Here is a 17,063-nt window from a genome sequence, read left to right as displayed (position 1 = left end):
CAGCATTAAAAATCAGTTACCCGGCCTTTATGCTGCCAATCTCCATGGATAGTTGGTTCTTGACCTTTAAAACCACCTATTTCTTCTGGCTTTTCTTTTTTATCTTTTATGGTAGTATCTTTTTTGTTATCCATAAATGTACTAATCCTCTGTATTACGTCTTTTTATTTGTATCTATAATACACGCTAACGCTTCGGTTGCAGATTTCTCCAATTCTTGCATTACTGCAATATATGGGAAAGGACCGTAACTAATTCTAGATACACCCAGATCAATGAGACCTTTTACTGTTGTTACATCCTGCACCATTATGTTAACAGGAATAGGTGAAGATTCACATAGTTGTTGTATAAAATTATGATTTGCTAAACCTGGTGCAAAGAACCCATCGGCTCCAACTTCTGCATAAGCTTTGCTTCGTTCTATAGCTTCTTTTAAGTCTTGCTCATTATGTTCAGATGTATCTTTTTGAAGAAAGATATCCGTTCTAGCATTAATAAACATATTAGGAAATAACGATTCCTTTATAGCTTCTTTAACTGCTTTAATTCGTTTACATTGTTCTTCTATAGAGTATCTTGCTTTTTCTTTCCCAATAATTTGATCTTCAAAATTTATACCAACTGCACCTGTTTCAACTATGAGACCAATATTTTTTGTTAACTCACTTAACTCCGATGCAAATCCTGATTCAAAATCAAAACTTACAGGTACTTTAACTTTTTCAATAATATTCTTTAAATTTTGCAAGGCTAATTTAAGGGGCAACTTTTCACCATCTTCATAACCATAAGAGTTTGCCACTGCCAAGCTACTTGTAGCTAATGCTTCCGCCCCGGACTTCTCTACAATCTTTGCTGATCCAACATCCCAAACATTATACAACACTAAAGGATTACCCTTTCTGTGAAGTGTTTTAAACAAACTATCTTCGAATTTTCTTTTCATACTATATTATCTCCTTCTGTTTGAGTTAGTTTTTTTCATTGTTGTTTCTTCCTTAATAATATATTTTTACTTAAAGTACAATTTTAATTATTAAAATCTGTCGATAACAATAAGTGCTTGACTTTTTTTGGGGGGAGGAATATATCAAGAATATTAATTAATTTTTGGCGTTGTTATGTATAGATTGTTATTATTATATATTTTTTTTATAAATATATCGCAAGTAAATGCTGCTGATTTTACCATAGAACCTTTATCTGAATCATCGAAATAAGAGATGATCAAGAAAAAAGTGTGGCATGATGGATGTCCAGTTGCTCTAAATCGATTGAGACTTATTAAATTCTCTTATTATGATTTTAATTCTGTAATACATCATGATGGAAAACTAGTTGTTTTTGATGCTGTTTCTGAGCGTGTTGTCGCCATTTTGAAAAAAATATATGATTTAAAATATCCTATTGCTAAAGCGCGTACTATTGAAGATTATGATGGTGATGATGACAGAAGTATGGCAGATAACAATAGTTCTAGTTTCAGTTGTCGTGAAATTACAGGAGGCGGTTTACCTTCAGTACATTCATACGGTCTTGCAATTGACATTAATCCAATTCAAAATCCTTATATTTCTATTCCAAGTGACATAAGTCAAGCAGGGCTTGTTACTGTAAAACCTTCAGAAGGATCAAGTTATCTCAATCGAACCAATATTAGACCTGGGATGAGTGAAGTAATAATTGATCTTTTCGCTGAAAATGGTTTTAGTGTTTGGGGAGGAAAGTGGAACACTCCTATAGATTGGCAGCATTTCCAAACGTCTCGAGCTATGGCACAATTATTAGCCATTATGAACTATAATGATGGGCGTGCTCTTTTTGAGTTCTACACTAAAACACCGCAAATGCTTAACAAAATTGATCCTAATAATAATCAATTTGTTGAGCTTTATAAAAAAGACTCTAAGATGTTTATGCAATGTTTAAAAAAATCACCAGAAATATTAACCCTAACGCCAGATCAGGCATATGGAATTTTATCAAAATGTATTGTAAAGAAGTGATTAATACAACCATTTCTTCATACTATAGAAATTTTGTTACTCCACTAAGTTAACTAAGAATTTTGTTAACTTAGTATAGGCAATTGATGAGAAGTTGGGGGCGTTGTCGTTCAATGCTTGCCTATTACTTATAATAACACCCTACAATTTTTATTCTATAAGTATAAAACAGCATAAAAACGTCATTGCGAGAAGGCGTGAGCCTACGAAGCAATCCATATAGTCTTGATGTATCTATACTAATTCTCATGGATTGCTTCGTCGCTACTAAAGTAGCTCCTCGCAATCTGATGTATCCCCACGAAATTGTGGCAAAATAACGCGAGTTGCCAATTAATTGATTTTAGTAAACCCTAGACTTCACAAGGTTTGAAGAACATTTAATCAGGTCAAAAAATGCAATAAATTCTCAAAATTAGAAATTTTTTAAAATACATAGCGTTTTGATTATACTTTTCACGTGTCAAATAGTTCGTAAACTGCTTGACATCTAGGTTTTATGAGCTAACTTAATTGGCAACTCGCGTAAAATAGCAAGAATTTCGTGGGGATACATCAGCTCGCAATGACGTTTTTTTACCCTGTCATTCCCGCGTAGGCGGGAATCTAGACCCCGCACTGAAGCAGGGGTGACACAACAATGGATTGCTGCGTCACCGCTTTTAGCGGCTCCTCGCAATGACGCTTAGTAGTAAGCTTTTTTACTCATCATAAGGAAATAAATAAAAAATTGTAGAGTACTATGATAATTGATCATTGGAGTTAAAATTATGAAAATTTCTCGTCTTCATAGAATATATAGCAATATCAAACTAATTGAAAATTATTCGTTAAATCTTGCAGAAGACCATAGCCACTACCTTAAAACAGTATTAAGGTTAAAAATTGGTGATCATTTTAGAATCTTTAACGGTATAGATGGTGAGTTTATAGCCCAAATTACCGATATAACAAAAAATAATTTACATGTTGAACTTACTAATATTTTAAGAAAAACAATAATCGAACCTGAGCTTACTTTAGGGATATCGATTATTAAAAGTGATAGAATGTTAGATGCCATAGATATGGCTGTACAGCTTGGGGTGACAAAAATTATTCCATTAATTACAGAAAGGTCTCAATTTCGTAATGTTAATAATCAAAAATTGATGAAATGTATTATTGAATCTACAGAACAATCCGAACGTTTGACCCCGCCCATTCTTATGCCATTAACATCACTTAGTCTTTTCCTTGATCAGAACCTAGATAATTCTATAATATATGCTAATGAAAATGAAGATGAAAATAATACATTATTAAAAATAATGCCTATATCATACTCAAATATTTCAGTTATTGTCGGTCCAGAAGGTGGCTTTTCACCAAATGAACTTAAGATGCTTTCATTGAGACCCAATAGTTTATCAATAAGTTTAGGAGCAAATGTTCTACGAACTGAAACTGCCGTGGCAACGTGTTTAGCACAAATTAAATTATTTATAACTAACCATATTTAGTATACTCAAATAATTTGAAGAATTAAATAATTTTTTATAAAAATCTATTAGTGGGAGAGTAATTTTGGTTATACTAGGAATTGACCCATCTTTAGCTGGTATGGGATGGGGAGTAATTGATACTAATCCTCTGAAATATTTAGCTAGCGGGGTGATAAAGACTAAATCAAGTGAGCTGATGCATAAAAGGTTAGCTTTCATTACGGCATCCTTGCAAAAGGTAATAACGCAACATCAACCTGTTATTGTTGCGATGGAGGAGACTTTTGTTAATATGAATAGTGTATCATCTTTGAAATTGGGATATGCTAGAGGGGCGGTTATGTCACTTATTGGAGGATATGATGTTGCTTTTCGAGAATTTAAACCTAATGTTATTAAGAAATCAGTAGTGGGATATGGACACGCTGAAAAAAATCAGGTTTTGCAAATGATTAAGCTTTTACTACCAGGGGCAGTTGCTATTAGTAACTTTGATGAAGCAGATGCTCTTGCGGTAGCCTATGTTTGCTTTGCTTGTACCCCAAAAGTTTGAAAAATTAATATATAATATAATTAAGTATTAGAATATGTCACGAAATCAAAAACATCCAGGCTCAAAAGATTTGAGTATGCCAATTATTATTTTAGTAGAGCCTCAAATGGGGGAGAATATTGGTGCCACTGCCAGAGCAATGAAAAATTTTAATGCTTCAGAGTTGAGAATTGTTACGCCTAGAGATGGTTGGCCAAACAAACAGGCACGTAGTGTGGCGGTATCGGCGATAGATATCATAGATGATGCTAAGATTTATGATAGTTTAGAAGCCAGTATCGAGGATATTGATTATTTATATGCAACAACTGTAGCATCACGTAATATCAATAAAGATTATGTTCTATCAGAGAATTTAAGTCAAGATTGTCCGGCAGGTCTTAAGGTAGGTATTATGTTTGGTCGTGAAAATTGTGGTTTGCAAAATAGGGAGATTACTTATGCCCATAAGATTATTAATATTAATACCGGAGATTTTAGCTCTCTGAATATTGCCCAGTCGGTAATTATTATATGTTATGAGTTGTTTCGTAGTAAACAGTCGAGAGTAAATGTTAGTAATGAACAGGAGTTAGCGTCAAGAGGTGAATTAGGATATTTTTTTGAACATTTATTTACTGAATTAAATAATAAGAATTTTTTTAAAGTTCCTGAGAAGAAATTACATATGACGCAAAATATTATGAATATTTTTACACGTATAGATAAATTATCTAGTGCAGAACTGCAAACTTTAAGGGGGATAATTGCAACTTTAAGTTCACAAAAATAGCTAATATAGCGAGGTTTGTTAAAAACTCTTTGCTTTTATAAAAAAATTAGCTATAGTTCCACCTGTTGCCTCTTAATAGTGAAAGTGGTAGATTATATAGTTTTTCCGTAGCTTTAAGGATTATTATATATTCTTATCATTTCAAAAATTGATAGATTAAGAGTCAAAAGAAATAATTTTGGAGTATTGGATGCCAACAAATAATCAATTAGTACGTTTTGGAAGAAAGTCGAAGGTTCGTAGAACAAAATCCCCGGCTTTAGAATCCAATCCATTTTTGAAAGGTGTTTGTGTAATAGTGAAAACTGTCACTCCTAAGAAGCCTAACTCTGCTCTTCGTAAGATGGCACGTGTTCGCTTAAGTAATGGGCAGTATGTCAATGCTTATATACCTGGTGAAGGTCATAATTTACAAGAACACTCAACAGTATTGGTAAGAGGGGGAAGGGTTCCTGATCTTCCAGGTGTTAAGTACCATATAGTACGTGGTGCTTATGATACTCAGGGTGTAAAAAATCGTAAACAAGGACGCTCACGTTATGGTACGTCAGCAAAACAGCAAGCTGTAAAAAAATAATTTGAAATAGAGAGATAAGATGTCACGTCGTCATGCCGCAGAGAGAAGGGTTGTCTTGCCTGATATGAAGTATAATAGCCCTCTGCTTGCTAGGTTCATTAATAATATTATGAAAGAAGGGAAGAAAGCTCTAGCTGAAAGAATAGTATATTCTGCTTTTAGTAAGATAGAGAAAAAGCATAAGGTAGATCCTTATGAAACTTTCAATAATGCAATGAATAATGTTAAGCCGTATCTTGAAGTTACTTCAGTACGGGTGGGAGGGGCAAATTATCAGGTTCCTTCTCCTGTCGATGAAAGAAGAGGGTATGCACTTGCATCACGTTGGATTATTAATGCAGCCAATAAACGTTCTGAAAAAATGATGATTGACAAGTTAGCAGAGGAATTATTTGAAGCGTCAAATAGTAGAGGAGTTGCTATTAAAAAGAGAGAGGACACTCATAAAATGGCTGAAGCTAACAAAGCTTTTGCTCATTTTAGTCCTAAAAAATCGTAACCAAGGTAATTAAGTTATATGTCAACTACGGAATTTTCTCTTGCTAATACTCGTAATATCGGGATTTGTGCTCATATTGACGCTGGTAAAACTACTACAACCGAGCGTATTCTTTTCTATACTGGTAAATCACATAAGATTGGTGAAGTCCATGAAGGTGGTGCTACCATGGATTGGATGGAACAGGAGCAAGAGCGTGGTATTACCATTACTTCTGCTGCTACTACCTGTTACTGGCAAAATAAGAGAATTAATATTATTGATACACCAGGTCACGTAGATTTTACTATCGAAGTAGAAAGATCTCTGCGGGTTCTTGATGGGGCGGTAGCAGTATTTGATGGTGTGGCTGGTGTTGAACCGCAATCAGAGATAGTATGGAGACAGGCTGATAAATATGGAGTACCTAGAATGTGTTTTGTCAATAAGATGGACAGAATGGGTGCTAATTTTTACCAATGCGTGGAAATGATCAAAGATCGTCTTGGGGCAAAACCTCTAGTAATTCAGTTGCCAGTTGGTATTGAAGAAAATTTTAAAGGGGTTATTGACCTAGTTAAGATGAAGGCAATAATTTGGAAAGATGAATCTCTTGGTGCTGAATATTCATACGGAGATATTCCTAGTGATATGCTAGAAAAAGCTGAAGAATATCGGGCTTTGCTTGTTGAAATGGTTGCTGAAATTGACGATCATTTGATGGAAAAATATTTGTCAGCTGAAGAGTTTACGGAAGAAAAAATTAAATCAGCAATAAGGAAAGGAACAATTGATAGAGCTTTTTTCCCAGTATTATGTGGTAGTGCTTTTAAAAATAAAGGTGTGCAACCCTTGCTAGATGCAGTTGTTGATTATCTACCTTCACCGGTTGATATTGGAATCGTTAGGGGAATAGAGGTTGATTCTGGAGAAGAAAAAGACTTTAAAATCTCAACGTCTGAACCTCTTGCTGCTTTAGCATTTAAAGTAATGACTGATCCATTTGTTGGATCTCTTACATTTGTTAGAATTTACTCTGGTAAGATTAGTTCTGGTGCTACTGTGATTAATACGGTAAAGAATCAAAAAGAACGAGTAGGCAGAATGCTGCTTATGCATGCTAATGAAAGGGAAGATGTTAAAGAAGCTTTAGCAGGAGATATTGTTGCCCTGGCTGGTCTTAAGAATACAACTACTGGTGATACTTTGTGTGGTGCGGATAAGCAGGTTATTTTAGAGAGAATGGAATTTCCTGAACCAGTTATTGAACTAGCCGTAGAACCAAAATCAACTGCTGATCAAGAAAAAATGGGAATGGCATTGTCTAGGTTAGCTGCTGAAGATCCATCTTTTAGAGTGTCGACTGATCAAGAAAGCGGTCAGACTGTTATTAAAGGTATGGGCGAGCTGCATTTAGAGATCATGGTTGATCGTATGAAACGTGAGTTTAAAGTTGAGGTGAATGTTGGAGCTCCACAAGTAGCTTATCGTGAGACAATTACTAAGCGTTGTGAGATTGACTACACACATAAAAAACAATCTGGTGGAGCTGGACAGTTTGCACGGGTCAAAATAATATTTGAACCTCAAGAAGCTGGGGAAGGATTTGCTTTTGAAAGCAAAATTGTTGGTGGAGCTATACCAAAGGAATTTATTCCTGGCGTTGAGAAGGGTTTAAATAATATTAAGGATACAGGGGTAGTTGCTGGTTATCCAATGATTGATTTCAAAGCAACTTTGATAGATGGAGCATTCCATGATGTGGATTCAAGTGTACTAGCGTTTGAAATAGCTACCAAGGCTGCTTTTAGGGAAGGTATGCCAAAAGGTAATCCAAAATTACTTGAACCAATTATGAAAGTGGAAGTAATTACTCCAAATGAATATATGGGTGATATTATTGGAGACCTAAATAGTCGTAGAGGACAAATGCAAAGCATGGATCCACGAGGTAATGCACAAGTTATAACTGCCAATGTGCCTTTAGCTGAAATGTTTGGTTATGTTAGTACTTTGCGTTCTTTATCACAAGGCAGATCTCAATATAGTATGGTTTTCTCTCATTATGAGCAAGTGCCGTTACAGGTAGCTGAGACTATTAAAGGTAAAAAATAAAAATATTTTTCACATTAAAGTATTAGTGGAACATATATGATGTGATATTATAATTTATGGTAGTTTAAAGATTGTAGGAAAATAGTTAGAAAGGATTGCTTCGACCTATTTGTGTGGTTTCGCAATGACGTTGACTGTTTTTCTACGGCTTTTAAATTGCTGTGATTATAATTCATTAAGAAATAGTTTGATTTCTTAATGAAAATGTGATAGGAGTGTAGCTCAATTGGTAGAGCGTCGGTCTCCAAAACCGAAGGTTGCGGGTTCAATTCCTGTCGCTCCTGCCAAATATAATGAGTTCGTATAATATGTTAAAGGAAAATAGAGTCTACAAATTTTATGAGCAAGTAAAGCAAGAAGTTTATAAAATTGTTTGGCTTGGTAAGAAGGAATTGATTACTTCAACTATTATAGTAGTGGTGGCTGTATTTATTTTTAGTATAATTTGTTTAGTATTAGACTACGGTATACATAGCATAATGCAGGTTTTACTTAATATTGGGAAATAAAGAATAAGTTTAGGGAAATTGTGGTGCAGTGGTACGTTATTCATACATTATCGGGGTCAGAAAAGCGTGTAAAGCAAATGATTCTTGATCAAATTGCCAAGCAAGGTATGTCGGAATCTTTTGAAGATATCATTGTTCCGGTTATTGAAGTACCTGAAGTTAAAAGTGGTAAGAACGTTAAGACTGAAAAGAAATTTATGCCTGGTTATATTTTTGTTAAAATGAAGATGACAGATGATGCTTGGCATTTGGTAAAAAGTGTTACTAAAGTTACAGGTTTCTTAGGTAGTAAAAGTACTCCTCAAGCTCTTAGTGAAAAAGAAATACAAAATATTTTTAGTAAGCTTGAATCTGAAACTAAAGATGCTAGGGTTTCAAATTTATATGAAATTGGTGAAGCGATAATTGTTACTGACGGTCCATTTGAGACTTTCACAGGAGTTATAGAAGAAATTGATTATGACAAAAATAAATTGCGTGTGTCTATATCTATTTTTGGTAAAGCAACTCCTATAGAATTAAATTTTACGCAAGTTAAGAAGAATAATTAGAGGGTGTTGTAAGCTTTAGGTGTCATTGCGAGGAGGCGGAAGCCGACAAAGCAGTCTAGGAAAATGCTTAGAAATGGATTGCTTTGACCATTACATGGTCTCGCAATGACGTTAAGTTATTTTCCCTATGGCTTTTAAATGCCATGTGTAAGGTAAATAATAGACCTCTTGCAAAACTCGCTTATGCTGAGGAATTTGGAGGAGACGCGGAACGCAGAACCGCAGCGTACTTTAATGTACGTGAGGATTCGAGTACCGCATCATTGTCCAAATTACCAGCAGAAGTAGAGTTTTGCAAGAGGTCTAATAGACTAATTAGTAAATTATTATTAGATAATTACCAATTGGTATTGAATGAATAAAGATAGGATTATAATGTCAAAAAAAATAAAATGTTATATTAAGTTAACGGTGCCAGCAGGTAAGGCTAATCCAGCTCCACCTATTGGTTCTACCCTTGGGCAAAAGAAGCTTAATATTATGGAGTTTTGTAAGGCGTTTAATGCTGCTACTCAAGACGTTGAACCAGGGATGCCTATTCCAGTTATAATTACTGCTTACGAGGATAATAGTTTTACTTTTGTAACCAAGACTTCCCCGGCATCGTATTATTTAAAACAATTTGCTAAAATTCCTAAAGGTTCTAGTGCTACTAAAAAAGAGGCATTTGTTGGTAAGGTTACCATGTCAGATTGTATGGAAATTGCCAAAATTAAGATGGTGGATCTTAATGCTGATAATTTAATAGCTGCCGCTAAAATTATTCGTGGTACTGCTGAATCTATGGGGCTTGAAGTAGTAGGAGATTAATATATGATAGTTGATAAAAATGATGCTGTGAATAATAGAAAGTTAACTGGTGGTAAAAAAATACGGGCAGCGAGAAAGAATATAGAACTGGCTAGCAACCGTACTTTAGCAGAAGGAATAGAAGCTTTGCAGTCGGCATCCTATACTAAATTTGATTCTACTTTGGAAGTGGTAATGAAACTAGGGGTAGATCCTAAACATTCGGATCAAATGGTGCGTGGTGTTGTGGCATTGCCAGCTGGTACCGGTAAAGTTAGTAGAGTTGCAGTGATTTGTAAGGATGAACAGATAGAAGAAGCTAAAGCCGCTGGAGCAGATATGGCTGGTTCTACAGAGATTATCGATGATATTAAGGCTGGGAAAATTAATTTTGACGTTTGTATTGCAACACCAAATATGATGTCAGCAATAGGTTCGGTGGCAAGAATTCTTGGGCCAAAGGGCTTAATGCCTAATCCAAAACTTGGCACGGTAACTACAGATATCGTAACGGCAATTAAAAATGCCAAAAGTGGTCAAGTAGAGTATAGGGTTGAAAAGGCTGGTATTATTCATGCTGGAGTTGGTAAATTATCATTTACTAAACAAGATTTAGTAAATAATGCATCAACCTTGATATCTGCTGTAGTTAAAGCAAAGCCTTCTGGTGCTAAAGGAAATTATTTAAAAGCAATATATCTATCTTCTACTATGGGACCATCAGTAAAAATAGATTTAGCAACTATATCGTAAAACACGACAGGGAGAGTTAAGGTGTTAAGATCAGAGAAACATGAGTTTGTCGTAGAACTTGAAGAAGTGTATAAGCGGTCAAACTCCGTGATAATTACTCATTATCATGGACTTACTGTTAGTCAAGTGACTACGCTACGTAGGTCTCTTAAAGCAAAAAATGTGGGATTCAAAGTAGTTAAAAATACTTTATCAAAAATAGCAGCCAATAAGGCTGGTATTGATAATATTACACATTTGTTTGCTGGTCCTACAGCGTTAGCATATTCTGAAGACCTTGTTGAAGCTGCAAAACTTATCGTAGAATTTGCAAAAGCTAATGAATGTTTGAAAATAGTTGGTGGTTTAGTAAATAATCAAGTATTAGATGTCAATTCTGTACAACAACTGGCAAAATTGCCTTCATTGGACGAGCTTAGAGGTAAAATTATTGGGGTTCTACAGGCTCCTGCAACTAAAATTGCTGGAGTTATACAAGCTCCTGCATCTGGACTTGCTAGAGTTTTGCAAGCTTATGCAAATAAAAGTTAATTTAATAAAAAAGTTTTAAAAGGAAGAAAATTATGACAGACCTAGTAAAAATCGTAGATCAATTATCAACTCTTACAGTAATTCAAGCAGCAGAGCTTTCAAAAATGCTAGAAGAAAAATGGGGTGTAACAGCTGCTGCTCCTGTAGCAGTAGCCGCAGCTCCTGCCGCATCAGAAGCAGTAGCTGAAAAGACAGCCTTTGAAGTTGTTTTGGTTAGTAGTGGTGATAAAAAAATAGAAGTAATTAAGGTCACTAGAGAGCTTACTGGTCTTGGCTTGAAAGAAGCTAAAGAATTAGTTGATGCTGCCCCAAAAACGATTAAATCTGGTGTAAATAAAGAAGAAGCTGAAAGCTTTAAAGAAAAATTAGAAGCAGTTGGAGCAAAAGTTGAATTAAAATAATTTTCATAATATCAGTTATTTTATGAGAATTATGGTCGATTCAGGAGCATTTGGGGCTAGGAACGATGGAGCAACGCCTATAAGTAATAGGCGAGCATTGAGCGACAACATCCCCAACTTCTCATCAATTGACTATAGTGAATAACTTGAATTGGTAACGTTATAAATCCGATTAGTATTTAGCCTCAGCGTCATTGCGAGGAGACACTTTAGTGGCATTGATGCAATCCAAAAAAAACTATTAAAATGGATTGTTTCGGAGGCTTACGCCTTCTCGCTAATAGACGTACGATGGGTGCTTATTCGACACTAATTCAGGTTAATTGACTATATGTATACTCTAATTCTTTAAATTATTGGAGTATACATTGATATATTTAGCGTTTTTAGTACTAAATCTAGGTTTGTATTGTTGATAATGGGAATAAACTTGTTGTGTGATGTTCTATTTTGCTTAAGAATTGTGGTGCTAAATATACTTTCGTGCCTGCAAAAACTATTGCATTTTATACAAAAATATAAACAAAAAGCTATTAAACTCCTAGGGCGGATATTTTTTGTCATGGGAGAATTTGGCATTTGTTTATTCAAAATTCTAAATCAGCTGAAGATTTGCAACAGATTTATGCATTTTAGCTTCACAGAGCCTATTAATTTAAAAAATTTATTCATACTATTTAGCAAAAATAAAACTAATTTGAGATTATGCTTGAATAATTTAAAGCTTGAATAATTAGAGAATTGGTTTCGTAAAACTATAAACTGTGCATGGGCTTTTGTTCTGAATATGCATATGTCAGATTTCTTTTTTGTTTTATATGCCAATTCTCCAAATAATTCGAACATACATTACTTCTAAATTGAGTTCTTTAAGTGGCTTTTTGTTTGGTTTCAAAACAAAAATTATTGAAAGTTACAATTTTTATCAAAAATATGACAAAAAGTTATGACAGAAACTTTGTTCACAATAACAAGTCTATTTTTTCAAGATTATAGCCGAGTTACCAATTATATATATATTGGTAACTCGTGTTAAGATATAGATAATGAATCGGGAGATTATATGACAACGCAGTCCTTATCAATTGGTAAACGTATAAGAAAGAATTTTGGTCACATAAATTTGGTAGCATCTATACCAAATTTGATTGAGGTTCAGAAAAATTCTTATGAAAAAGGTTTTTTACAATTTGGAGTTAAAGACTTTGAGCGAGAAAACAAAGGATTACAATCAGTATTAAGTTCAATTTTCCCGATTCATGATCCCTCTAATATTGCCTATTTAGAATTTGCTAAATATGAATTTGATAATCCTAAATATGATGTTGAGGAGTGTACACAAAGAGGTCTTAGTTATGCTGCTCCCCTTAAAGTTACATTAAGATTAAGTATTTGGGATATTGACGAAGATACTGGAGCAAGAGAAATTAAAGGCATTAAAGAACAAGAAGTTTATATGGGGGATATTCCCCTGATGACCAAAAATGGTACCTTTGTTATTAATGGTACAGAAAGAGTGGTAGTATCACAGATGCATAGGTCGCCTGGTGTATTCTTCTATCATGATGAAGGCAAAGTTCACTCTTCAGGCAAGTTTTTGTATTCTGCTAGGGTTATACCATATAGAGGATCATGGTTAGATTTTGAATTTGATGCTAAAGATGTTATGTACTTTAGAATAGATAGGAAAAGAAAGCTTTATGTTACTACTCTGCTTAGAGCTATTGGAATGTCTACTAATGAAATTATAAAATTCTACTATGATACGGTAACATGTTTTACCAAGGATGGATGCTGGGCAACGAAATTTATACCAGAATCTGTAAATGCTCATAGGCTAGTTACTGATTTAGTAGATGCAGATACTGGTAATATCATACTGGCATCTGGGCAAAAGATTACTCCTCGTTTGGCTAAGAAGTTTGCTCAAGATGGAGTGAAAAATATTTTGGTAGAAGGGGAGTATTTGGTAGGTAAATATTTAGCACATGATCTTGTTAATCCAGATAATGGTGAGGTACTAGCTACCATTGGCGAAATGATCACAATAGATATGTTAAATTCTATTATGACTCTTGGAATTTCGTCTGTCGACGTACTTGCTATCAATACTCAATCAGGTCCTTACATAAGAAATACCTTATTTGCTGATAAAAACCAAAATTATGAATCAGCATTGATCGACATATTTAGGGTATTAAGACCAGGAGAACCGGCTAACATTGAAGCTGCTAAGATATTATTTAATAATTTATTCTTTGAGCCTGAAAGATATGATCTTTCGGAAGTTGGTCGTATTAAAATGAATTCAAGATTGGAACTTAATATACCAGAGTCTACAGTTATTTTAACTATTGAAGATATAAAACATATTCTTAAGGTTTTAGTAGATCTAAAAGATGGTAAAGGTTCGATAGATGATATTGATCACCTTGGTAACAGAAGAGTTAGGTCAGTTGGTGAACTAATTGAGAATCAATTTAGGATTGGTCTTGTTCGTATGGAGAAGTCAGTACTTGAAAGAATGTCCGTGGTTGATCTTGATGCGGTTATGCCTCATGATTTAGTAAATTCAAAAGTTTTAGTTTCTGTAGTAAAAGAATTTTTTAGTACTTCACAACTTTCTCAGTTTATGGATCAAACTAATCCATTATCAGAAATAACTCATAAGAGAAGATTATCAGCTTTAGGACCTGGTGGAATTAGTAGGGAGAGAGCTGGATTTGAAGTAAGGGACGTTCACCCTACCCATTATGGACGTATTTGCCCAATCGAAACACCAGAAGGACAGAATATCGGTTTGATTAATTCCATGGCTACTTATGCTAGGGTTAATAAACATGGTTTCATTGAAACTCCTTATCGAAAAGTTGTAGATGGTCGTGTAACTGATGAAGTTGTTTACTTGTCAGCTATTGAAGAAGGGAAATATAAAATTGCTCAAGCTAATGCAGCTACCGATCAAAAAGGTTTGTTGCAGGAAGAGTTAATTAATTGCCGGATTGATGGCGGTAATTTTGTTATGCTTACCCCTGCAGAAATAGATTATATTGACGTTACCCCGATGCAAGTTGTTTCTGTTGCTGCATCACTTATTCCATTTTTGGAAAATGATGATGCTAATAGAGCATTGATGGGATCAAACATGCAACGTCAAGCTGTACCACTTATTAGAAGTGATGCCCCTTTAGTTGGTACTGGTATTGAAGGAATTGTTGCCCAAGATTCTGGAGTTTCAGTTGTAGCCTTACATGATGGAATAGTAGAACAAGTTGATTCAACTAGAATAGTAGTGAGAACTAAAGAACAGAAAACAGATGGTTCACCTGGTGTAGACATTTATAATTTATTAAAATTTCAAAGGTCTAACCATAATACTTGTATTAATCAAAAACCATTAATTAATGTTGGTGATTATGTAGTAAAAGGTGAAGTAATTGCTGATGGACCAAGCACCGATAATGGAGAGATAGCTCTTGGTAGGAATGTTCTAGTGGCTTTTCTACCATGGAGTGGTTATAATTTTGAAGATTCGATTTTAATATCAGAACGTATTGTAAAAGATGATGTTTATACTTCAATTCATATTGAAGAATTTGAAATAATTGCTCGAGATACCAGACTTGGTCCTGAAGAAATCACTCGTGATATTCCAAATGTTAGTGATGAAAGTTTACGTCACCTTGACGAAGTAGGTATAGTATATGTTGGGGCAGAAGTAAAACCAGGTGATATTTTGGTGGGTAAGGTTACTCCTAAAAGTGAGTCACCTATGACTCCAGAAGAAAAATTACTCCGAGCTATTTTTGGAGAAAAGGCTTCGGATGTTCGGGACTCCTCTTTACGCGTTCCTTCTGGAATCACTGGTACGGTTGTAGAGGTACGAGTATTTTCCCGTAGGGGAGTAGAAAAAGATGAGCGTGCTATAGCTATTGAAAAACAACAAATTGAAAAATTATCAAAAGATAGAGATGATGAACTTCGAATCATAGAGCATTTTGTTTTTATGCGTTTAGAGAAGATTCTAATAGGACAAATAGTTGTTAGTGGCCCTAAATCCGTAAAGTACGGTCAATTAATTAGCGATCAAATTCTTAAATCATTATCAAAAGGACAGTTTTGGCAGTTGATTGTTGAAGATACTGATGTAATGAATGAAATTGAACAAATTAAACGTCATTATGATGAAAAGAAAGACAGGCTCAATAAGCGTTTTAGTAGTAAAGTAGAAAAATTACAAAGTGGCGATGACTTACCGCAAGGTGTACTTAAAGTTGTGAAAGTATTTATTGCGACTAAACATAAGCTGCAACCTGGAGATAAAATGGCGGGAAGACATGGGAATAAGGGTGTGATCTCCCGTATTATGCCAGAAGAAGATATGCCATTTTTAGAAGATGGTACAGTAGTTGATATAGTTCTTAACCCACTTGGTTTACCTTCACGGATGAATATAGGACAGATTTTAGAGACTCATCTTGGTTGGGCGGCAGTAAATCTTGGTAAAAAAATATCTTCTATGTTGAAGCAAGTTCATAACAATAATCTTGATATAGAAGAGTTTAAATCTTTTGTATCGAAGGTATATGGCGAGAATTCAACGACAAAAGATATAAAGCAAATGTCCAATGAAGATATTATGGCATTTTGTCATAATATCGATAAGGGGGTATATTTTTCAACTCCGGTTTTTGATGGGGCAAAGGTTGAGAACGTAAAAGAAATGCTAGCTATGGCAGATCAAGATCCATCTGGTCAAATTAAGTTAATTGATGGTAGAACAGGAGAGTATTTTGATCGTACTGTTACAGTTGGCTATAAATATTTCCTAAAACTGCACCATTTAGCTGATGATAAAATTCATGCTCGTTCTATCGGTCCTTATAGTTTGGTAACTCAACAACCATTAGGTGGTAAATCGCATTTTGGTGGTCAGAGATTTGGGGAAATGGAATGTTGGGGCTTGCAAGCTTATGGTGCTGCTTATACGTTACAAGAAATGTTAACTGTAAAATCGGACGATGTGGTTGGTAGAATTAAAATTTATGAATCGATTGTTCGAGGTGATAATAATTTTGAATCTGGTATCCCTGAGTCATTTAACGTAATGATCAAAGAGTTTAGATCCTTATGTTTGAATGTGAAGCTTGAAGATACTACAGCAGATTAAAAACTCACCTTACGTATGGCATTTAAAAATATAAGACTGAGGTAAAGGATAAAAAAATGGTGAGCGTTCACAGAAAAAAAAGTTAAAGTACAAGACGTCATTGCGAGGAGCTGCTTTGCGGCGACGCGGCAATCCAAAAAATGACCAGGACTGGATTGCTTCGTAGGCTATGTCTCCTCGCAATGACGTTTGGCAAGCATATTTTTTATTTATTATAAGAAAATAGCAAAAAAACCGTGAATGCTTACAAAAAATTACCAATACTGTAAAAATAATGAAAATGGCTATTAGTGGATCATAAAAATCTGCTATATGTTATAGATATAACAGAATTTATACCTAACCCGATTAGCATTTAGCTGCTGATAAAA

18 protein-coding genes and 1 tRNA gene are annotated in these 17,063 nt (G+C 34.6%); 17 read left to right on the top strand and 2 right to left on the bottom strand.

All coding sequences use genetic code 11. The features are described from left to right. Positions 1 to 5: 5 nt before the first annotated feature. A complete protein-coding gene (locus ACFELW_RS05890) occupies positions 6 to 134 on the bottom strand; it encodes a DUF1674 domain-containing protein (RefSeq protein WP_094649133.1) in 129 nt (42 codons plus the stop codon). Between the two features lie 20 nt (positions 135 to 154). After that, entirely contained in the window at positions 155 to 949 is a 795-nt protein-coding gene (locus tag ACFELW_RS05885) for an isocitrate lyase/phosphoenolpyruvate mutase family protein (RefSeq protein ID WP_375329927.1), read from the bottom strand. 277 nt (positions 950 to 1,226) lie between these two features. Here ACFELW_RS05885 and ACFELW_RS05880 point away from each other — a divergent pair, with 277 nt between their 5' ends. From ACFELW_RS05880 to rpoB, 17 genes are all read left to right on the top strand, one after another. Then, positions 1,227 to 2,009: a M15 family metallopeptidase gene (locus ACFELW_RS05880; protein WP_375329926.1), complete on the top strand. Its 783-nt coding sequence runs from the start codon at positions 1,227 to 1,229 to the stop codon at positions 2,007 to 2,009. A gap of 770 nt (positions 2,010 to 2,779) precedes the next feature. Beyond that, a complete protein-coding gene (locus ACFELW_RS05875) occupies positions 2,780 to 3,511 on the top strand; it encodes a 16S rRNA (uracil(1498)-N(3))-methyltransferase (protein WP_375329925.1) in 732 nt (243 codons plus the stop codon). A 64-nt stretch (positions 3,512 to 3,575) separates the two neighbouring features. Continuing rightward, complete coding sequence (ruvC, locus tag ACFELW_RS05870) at positions 3,576 to 4,046, top strand: crossover junction endodeoxyribonuclease RuvC (protein ID WP_375329924.1); 471 nt, start codon at positions 3,576 to 3,578, stop codon at positions 4,044 to 4,046. A gap of 34 nt (positions 4,047 to 4,080) precedes the next feature. Continuing rightward, positions 4,081 to 4,818 carry an RNA methyltransferase gene (locus ACFELW_RS05865; protein ID WP_375329923.1) on the top strand — a complete coding sequence of 246 codons (738 nt, stop codon included), beginning with the start codon at positions 4,081 to 4,083 and terminating at the stop codon, positions 4,816 to 4,818. A 190-nt stretch (positions 4,819 to 5,008) separates the two neighbouring features. Beyond that, positions 5,009 to 5,395 carry a 30S ribosomal protein S12 gene (rpsL, locus tag ACFELW_RS05860; RefSeq protein WP_341748806.1) on the top strand — a complete coding sequence of 129 codons (387 nt, stop codon included), beginning with the start codon at positions 5,009 to 5,011 and terminating at the stop codon, positions 5,393 to 5,395. Between the two features lie 19 nt (positions 5,396 to 5,414). Continuing rightward, entirely contained in the window at positions 5,415 to 5,894 is a 480-nt protein-coding gene (rpsG, locus tag ACFELW_RS05855; RefSeq protein ID WP_341749677.1) for a 30S ribosomal protein S7, read from the top strand. Positions 5,895 to 5,912: 18 nt separating this feature from the next. Further along, positions 5,913 to 7,988 (top strand): elongation factor G, encoded by a 2,076-nt coding sequence (fusA, locus tag ACFELW_RS05850; RefSeq protein ID WP_375329922.1) that lies wholly within the window; start codon positions 5,913 to 5,915, stop codon positions 7,986 to 7,988. A 211-nt stretch (positions 7,989 to 8,199) separates the two neighbouring features. Further along, positions 8,200 to 8,275 (top strand) — tRNA-Trp (locus ACFELW_RS05845). 21 nt (positions 8,276 to 8,296) lie between these two features. After that, positions 8,297 to 8,497: a preprotein translocase subunit SecE gene (gene secE / locus ACFELW_RS05840; protein WP_341751060.1), complete on the top strand. Its 201-nt coding sequence runs from the start codon at positions 8,297 to 8,299 to the stop codon at positions 8,495 to 8,497. A 20-nt stretch (positions 8,498 to 8,517) separates the two neighbouring features. Continuing rightward, complete coding sequence (nusG, locus tag ACFELW_RS05835; protein WP_375329921.1) at positions 8,518 to 9,048, top strand: transcription termination/antitermination protein NusG; 531 nt, start codon at positions 8,518 to 8,520, stop codon at positions 9,046 to 9,048. Between the two features lie 143 nt (positions 9,049 to 9,191). Then, entirely contained in the window at positions 9,192 to 9,410 is a 219-nt protein-coding gene (locus tag ACFELW_RS05830; protein WP_375329920.1) for a palindromic element RPE1 domain-containing protein, read from the top strand. A 13-nt stretch (positions 9,411 to 9,423) separates the two neighbouring features. After that, complete coding sequence (gene rplK / locus ACFELW_RS05825) at positions 9,424 to 9,858, top strand: 50S ribosomal protein L11 (RefSeq protein ID WP_341759347.1); 435 nt, start codon at positions 9,424 to 9,426, stop codon at positions 9,856 to 9,858. A 3-nt stretch (positions 9,859 to 9,861) separates the two neighbouring features. After that, positions 9,862 to 10,590, top strand: a complete 729-nt coding sequence (rplA, locus tag ACFELW_RS05820) for a 50S ribosomal protein L1 (protein ID WP_375329919.1) — start codon at positions 9,862 to 9,864, stop codon at positions 10,588 to 10,590. Between the two features lie 21 nt (positions 10,591 to 10,611). After that, positions 10,612 to 11,121 carry a 50S ribosomal protein L10 gene (gene rplJ, locus ACFELW_RS05815; protein ID WP_341752976.1) on the top strand — a complete coding sequence of 170 codons (510 nt, stop codon included), beginning with the start codon at positions 10,612 to 10,614 and terminating at the stop codon, positions 11,119 to 11,121. A gap of 32 nt (positions 11,122 to 11,153) precedes the next feature. Beyond that, positions 11,154 to 11,522 (top strand): 50S ribosomal protein L7/L12, encoded by a 369-nt coding sequence (rplL, locus tag ACFELW_RS05810; RefSeq protein ID WP_375329918.1) that lies wholly within the window; start codon positions 11,154 to 11,156, stop codon positions 11,520 to 11,522. A gap of 22 nt (positions 11,523 to 11,544) precedes the next feature. Further along, on the top strand, positions 11,545 to 11,667 hold the full coding sequence (locus ACFELW_RS05805; protein WP_375329917.1) for a palindromic element RPE2 domain-containing protein: 123 nt from the start codon (positions 11,545 to 11,547) through the stop codon (positions 11,665 to 11,667). A gap of 918 nt (positions 11,668 to 12,585) precedes the next feature. Then, positions 12,586 to 16,692, top strand: a complete 4,107-nt coding sequence (gene rpoB / locus ACFELW_RS05800) for a DNA-directed RNA polymerase subunit beta (protein ID WP_375329916.1) — start codon at positions 12,586 to 12,588, stop codon at positions 16,690 to 16,692. The last annotated feature ends 371 nt before the right edge of the window (positions 16,693 to 17,063 follow it).

The organism is Candidatus Tisiphia endosymbiont of Nemotelus uliginosus (genome assembly GCF_964264755.1).
Lineage (GTDB): Bacteria > Pseudomonadota > Alphaproteobacteria > Rickettsiales > Rickettsiaceae > Tisiphia.
The sequence above is the reverse complement of the archived record's forward strand: the minus strand, read 5'-3'. Positions and strand labels throughout refer to the sequence as shown.

Bases quoted from the DNA above. Each gene is read 5' to 3' on its own strand.
- fusA (WP_375329922.1), top strand. From the start codon at position 5,913: ATGTCAACTACGGAATTTTCTCTTGCTAATACTCGTAATATCGGGATT.
- ACFELW_RS05830 (WP_375329920.1), top strand. From the start codon at position 9,192: ATGTGTAAGGTAAATAATAGACCTCTTGCAAAACTCGCTTATGCTGAG.
- rpsG (WP_341749677.1), top strand. From the start codon at position 5,415: ATGTCACGTCGTCATGCCGCAGAGAGAAGGGTTGTCTTGCCTGATATG.
- rplA (WP_375329919.1), top strand. From the start codon at position 9,862: ATGATAGTTGATAAAAATGATGCTGTGAATAATAGAAAGTTAACTGGT.
- ACFELW_RS05875 (WP_375329925.1), top strand. From the start codon at position 2,780: ATGAAAATTTCTCGTCTTCATAGAATATATAGCAATATCAAACTAATT.
- rplK (WP_341759347.1), top strand. From the start codon at position 9,424: ATGTCAAAAAAAATAAAATGTTATATTAAGTTAACGGTGCCAGCAGGT.
- ACFELW_RS05885 (WP_375329927.1), bottom strand. From the start codon at position 949: ATGAAAAGAAAATTCGAAGATAGTTTGTTTAAAACACTTCACAGAAAG.
- ACFELW_RS05880 (WP_375329926.1), top strand. From the start codon at position 1,227: ATGATCAAGAAAAAAGTGTGGCATGATGGATGTCCAGTTGCTCTAAAT.
- ACFELW_RS05890 (WP_094649133.1), bottom strand. From the start codon at position 134: ATGGATAACAAAAAAGATACTACCATAAAAGATAAAAAAGAAAAGCCA.
- rpoB (WP_375329916.1), top strand. From the start codon at position 12,586: ATGACAACGCAGTCCTTATCAATTGGTAAACGTATAAGAAAGAATTTT.
- ACFELW_RS05805 (WP_375329917.1), top strand. From the start codon at position 11,545: ATGAGAATTATGGTCGATTCAGGAGCATTTGGGGCTAGGAACGATGGA.
- rplL (WP_375329918.1), top strand. From the start codon at position 11,154: ATGACAGACCTAGTAAAAATCGTAGATCAATTATCAACTCTTACAGTA.
- rpsL (WP_341748806.1), top strand. From the start codon at position 5,009: ATGCCAACAAATAATCAATTAGTACGTTTTGGAAGAAAGTCGAAGGTT.
- secE (WP_341751060.1), top strand. From the start codon at position 8,297: ATGTTAAAGGAAAATAGAGTCTACAAATTTTATGAGCAAGTAAAGCAA.
- ACFELW_RS05865 (WP_375329923.1), top strand. From the start codon at position 4,081: ATGTCACGAAATCAAAAACATCCAGGCTCAAAAGATTTGAGTATGCCA.